We start from the raw sequence: 4,729 nt of genomic DNA, 5'->3' as shown, positions 1-4,729 counted from the left end.
TCATCAAACCTCCAATAAAAAGTGAGGTTTATAGTATAACAGGATTATTTGATAATGTCCCAACATGTTGGGACATTATCAATCTTGATACATTGAGACATTATCATATTTGAATCAGAAAAACAAATGAAATGAATGTTTCATCCTTGAAAAAATCAAAGAAACTATTATACAATAAGAATGAAAAAGTGAGGTATGAATATATGAAAAGAATTACAAGTTTTAGTGTTGACCATACTCAATTAAAAAAGGGTGTCTATATTTCAAGAATGGATGATCATCTGACAACTTATGATATCAGAATGTGCGAGCCTAATGTTGATGAGCCTTTAGATCCTAAAGCTGCTCATACAATTGAACATATAGGGGCAACACTTTTAAGAAATGGTATCTATAAAGATAAGATTATTTATTTTGGTCCTATGGGTTGTATGACTGGGTTTTATCTCATTACAAAGGATTTAGATTTTGAAACAGTTAAAACATTAGTCAAAACGACTTTTGAACAGATTGCGAGTTGGGATCAGGACATACCTGGTGCCAAAAAAGAAGAATGTGGAAATTATACTTATATGGATTTAACCAAAGCGAAACAAGCTGCTCTCTTTTTTATAAACAGTTCATGGGAACATGAATATCATTATCTTTAAAAACACAAAGAATCTAAAAGAATAAACATCATTCTTTTAGATTCTTTTATTTGATATCCTAACATCATTATCAAAATAACATACTTTTTAAGCATCTTTTTGAAAACTCTGTCGTATTTTTTCAATCATATCAATACAATCAATAGAATCTTGTAAACTCATACGTGGACTTTCTATGAGTTTTGCTTGTAAACAGCGATGAACTTCTTCTATTTCACCAAAGAAATCATCATTGATATAAGGTTTTTCAATCTGATGTGCTGTTCCAGTGTCATCAATAATTGTAGCCTGTATAGGACGATAAAAAGGCTGTGCTAAAATTGTTCCTTTGGTTCCTCTGATTTCTAAGATAGGATCTTTCTTTTCATCAAAAGCCATTTCCATCAAAGCTTTTTTTCCACTTTCAAAAGTGATTGTCACCTTTTCATGACTATCAACACCATAACGAAATTGTACCAGAGAATCAATTGTAGCAACTGGAGAGTGTATATAATCCAAAGTGCTGGCCACATTATAGCTGCCAACATCATTGAGAATACCTCCTTGTTCTTGATCAAACAAATAATGTCCTTCTAAATAATCCCTGTCATAACAAAAGCTTGTTTCAACACTTAAGATTTCACCAATTTCTTTATTCTCTAAACAATCCTTAATATCTTGAATCAAAGGAATAAAACGTGTTTTCATGGCTTCCATAAAAAATGTTTGATTCTTGATTGCTTCCTGTTTTAAATCTTCCATTTGCCATTTATAAAGTGTCGCTGGTTTTTCGCAAAGAACAGCTTTATGATGTTGTAAAGCTCTTTTAGCCCAACGATAATGATCAATATGCCTCATTGCCAAATACACAGCATCTACATTTTCATCATTTAATAAATCTTCATAATCATGATAAACCTTAACATCCGGATGTTCTTTTAAAAATTCCTCACATTTGCTTTCTGTATAAGAAGCAGCTGCATATAATTGACCATTTGTACTCTTTTCTAAACTTTTTATAAAACGTTTGGCAATATTTCCTATTCCCAATATTCCCCATTGAATCATATAGCCTTACCTCCATACATTCATTATACACCTTCCCTATCTATTTTGGATATAATTTATACAAGAATAAAACTGATTCAAAGAGATTCTACACGCTTATAACATTCAAAAAAAGGGCTTAGCCCTTTTTATAATGATTTATTCATTTGATAATAGCGCCAGCCATCTCGACATATATAAAAGAGAAGAAACAGTATAATAGCACTATAATATAAAGACTGTAAATAAATCAGTAGAATCATAGCAATAAGACATAGAAAAGCCATGACTTTTTGAATCTTAAAACGATGTATATAAACTTCTTTAAACATTTGCCAGGCTTCTAACAAAATCGTTAAGCAGGCTGATAAAATTAGACAATAAATCAGGCTCTTTTGAAAAGCAGAGGAATAGCTTGTATAAAGGTATCCCTGTCCTAAGAGATTTCTTATAATAACCAGATAAATAAAGCTGATGCCATAATGAATGCCTATTCTCTCTTTCATAAAGTATCCCTCCTTAACGCTTCCATAAAATCCTTTACATAATAACGTGTCAATAACAGCTTTTTTTGACTTTTTAAAGTCAGAATATATCTTCTTTGAACCTCTGGTATAATACTTTCTATCTTATGAATATTGACCAAAGTTGATTTATTAATTCTCACAAAACCATAAGGTTTCAGTTTTTCCTCTAATTCATAAAGCTTCTGATAGATCTGATATTGAAGATGTTCACTATGGACAAAAGCTTCCTTAGAATAACCTTCAATAAAATCAATCTGTTGAGGTAAAAGTTTGTATTGTTTTTCATCAGCATAACAGAGAACATATTTTTGATGCAAACTCTGTAAATATAAAATCAAATCTTCTATATGTTCCATAGAAAAGTAATAACACATACCTTCATAATCAAAACCTTTTTCTACAATGACAATATCTAACTGCTGATATTCTCTTAGCATAGATTTTAAAGTATCAAGATGATCGGGTGCACATATGATTTTCATAGGACTTCCTCCAATTCACAGATGTAAGAATCAATAACCTGATTATTTTCATCTCGATATTTTATTTTTAGTTTTGATAAATGATCTAACGGCTGATGAATAAAACGTTTATTGAAGAAACGTTCATAACGATTTTGATCAAGAGCATTAGTATACATCAGAATCAAGTTTTCTTCTTGATTTTCATTGACTGTATAAAACAGGATATCTGTTATCTGATCTTGATTTTGTTTTAATGTTATCTGTGGTGGTGGATCAGTGATAACATTCATATCATATTTCAGGTTTTCCATACAGATATTTTCATCTTCATAACGATAACTATGAGATGAAACTTGTTCTAAAGTCGACATCTGCTGATAATAACACTCGCCATTTTGATTATAAAGTTTTAATACAAAATTAAAGGCATCTGTATAATCTTGAATATTTTGAATCTCACTATAACGATCATCTTGAACATGAACACCTACATAACCTGTAAATGGTGTCGTTTCTCCTTCTTCATATTCAACAGTCTGAAACGGTCCTGATGAAGAGACAATGACCTGATCATAATTCAAAATCTGATATTCAACTTGACTTAAGTCTTTGAATAAATCCTGACGAATATAGATTTCAATCGGTGTATAGGATACACTTTCTCTTCCCAAAAACAGTGTGCTCTGTTGTTCTTTTCGATAACCAAAAGGCAAGATTTTATAATCTTCTTCGTTCACTTTTAAATAGTATGATTCTTCATATAAAACTTCCTGTTGGATCTGTTTTGAAAAGCCATCTTTCATATAGACAATACCTAAAAGACTCACTAAAGAAAGAACAATAATGATTGCTTTTTGATGAAATGAATAGGATAAAGATTGAACATGGATTTGAATATAATCTTCTTCTAAAAAATGATTAATTTTGACCATATGATATAAAACCATAATCAAAACTATTTCTAAAACAACCATGAAAAAGATAACTATGGGCATAAACGATTCTTCATTTGTTTTCAAAATCAATTCACCCAACAATAAAGTGATCACATAAACTGTCAAATATATACGATAGCTATATCTATATTTTTTTAAAGCAGGATAATCAACAGCTATATGATCAATCCCTATATAGACAAATGCCAATGCTAGTAACCAAATCCACTGGTTGAAAAAATACAATTGAAACAGTTCCATTACAAAACTGACTATCCATAATCCTAAAGATATCAACAGTTCTCTTGATTTCACTCTTCTAAAAACAATGACAATTCCCACCATAATAATCATCATTGATAAAGCATCTGGAAAAAGTTCTATGCTATTGATTGAAAACGAAATGCCTAGAAGCAACCAGATCCCTAAAGCTATGATACCAATTCCCATCCTACTCACCTCTTTCAATTATGATTATACATGATTGTGTGAAAAAATGGTTAAATATTCTCTCACATAGCCAAAAACCTATCTCAGTTGCCAAATATGATGATACAAAAAAAGGGATTGAGCCAATCCCTAAAAATGTCCTTTTATTTCTTGTATAAATTTTTGATAAGCATCAATCACCTGATCACACCATTGATCAAATGTTTCATCTTTAACTTTCTTTTCTGGATGCTGTTCCATATAGTCAAGATACATCTTCAACCCTTCCTGAATCATAATATGATTTTGAAAATCAGGAATATCTCTTTGAATTTTTGACATATCAAACAGACATGAATATTGCTTATCTCCTAGAATTGATGATTCAATATCATAAGTTTGAGAGAGTGCTAATGTATCACTGGCAATATGAATGATTTTTGGTTCTTTGTTTAATAAGGCATATAAATCACGATAAATCATATCCCAGTTCACCACAACAGGATTAATATTATGATAAGCCTGACCAATTGTCTTTTCATTATTGATCAGTTGAATAAAATTATAGGCAAAATCCTGATAATATTGTCAATATAATTTTTACCAAAAATGTTAATTTGAAAATTACCAGAAATGTTAATTTATTGTTACCAGTTTTGCTCACATATGTTTACCACTTCCGTCCATTTCTAGTCTTC

Annotated in this window: 6 protein-coding genes; 1 reads left to right on the top strand and 5 read right to left on the bottom strand. The window is 30.4% G+C overall.

Annotated features, from left to right (window positions below; all coding sequences use genetic code 11):
• The first annotated feature begins 203 nt into the window (after positions 1-203).
• Entirely contained in the window at positions 204-650 is a 447-nt protein-coding gene (locus tag B5E87_RS14545) for an S-ribosylhomocysteine lyase (RefSeq protein ID WP_087246108.1), read from the top strand.
• A gap of 87 nt (positions 651-737) precedes the next feature.
• Here the strand turns inward: B5E87_RS14545 and B5E87_RS14540 are convergent, their stop codons facing one another.
• From B5E87_RS14540 to B5E87_RS14520, 5 genes are all read right to left on the bottom strand, one after another.
• Positions 738-1,697, bottom strand: a complete 960-nt coding sequence (locus B5E87_RS14540) for a Gfo/Idh/MocA family protein (protein WP_087246106.1) — start codon at positions 1,695-1,697, stop codon at positions 738-740.
• A 128-nt stretch (positions 1,698-1,825) separates the two neighbouring features.
• Positions 1,826-2,182, bottom strand: coding sequence for a hypothetical protein (locus B5E87_RS14535; protein WP_087246104.1), 357 nt, complete (start codon positions 2,180-2,182; stop codon positions 1,826-1,828).
• Positions 2,179-2,685 carry a LytTR family DNA-binding domain-containing protein gene (locus B5E87_RS14530; protein WP_087246102.1) on the bottom strand — a complete coding sequence of 169 codons (507 nt, stop codon included), beginning with the start codon at positions 2,683-2,685 and terminating at the stop codon, positions 2,179-2,181. Before B5E87_RS14530 ends, B5E87_RS14535 begins: the two co-directional genes overlap by 4 nt.
• On the bottom strand, positions 2,682-4,052 hold the full coding sequence (locus tag B5E87_RS14525; RefSeq protein ID WP_087246100.1) for a UbiA family prenyltransferase: 1,371 nt from the start codon (positions 4,050-4,052) through the stop codon (positions 2,682-2,684). Before B5E87_RS14525 ends, B5E87_RS14530 begins: the two co-directional genes overlap by 4 nt.
• A 129-nt stretch (positions 4,053-4,181) precedes the next feature.
• On the bottom strand, positions 4,182-4,514 hold the full coding sequence (locus B5E87_RS14520; protein ID WP_087246098.1) for a hypothetical protein: 333 nt from the start codon (positions 4,512-4,514) through the stop codon (positions 4,182-4,184).
• Between the last annotated feature and the right edge of the window lie 215 nt (positions 4,515-4,729).

Source organism: Massilimicrobiota sp. An142, assembly GCF_002160725.1.
Lineage (GTDB): Bacteria > Bacillota_I > Bacilli_A > Erysipelotrichales > Coprobacillaceae > Allocoprobacillus > Allocoprobacillus merdigallinarum.
The sequence above is the reverse complement of the archived record's forward strand: the minus strand, read 5'-3'. Positions and strand labels throughout refer to the sequence as shown.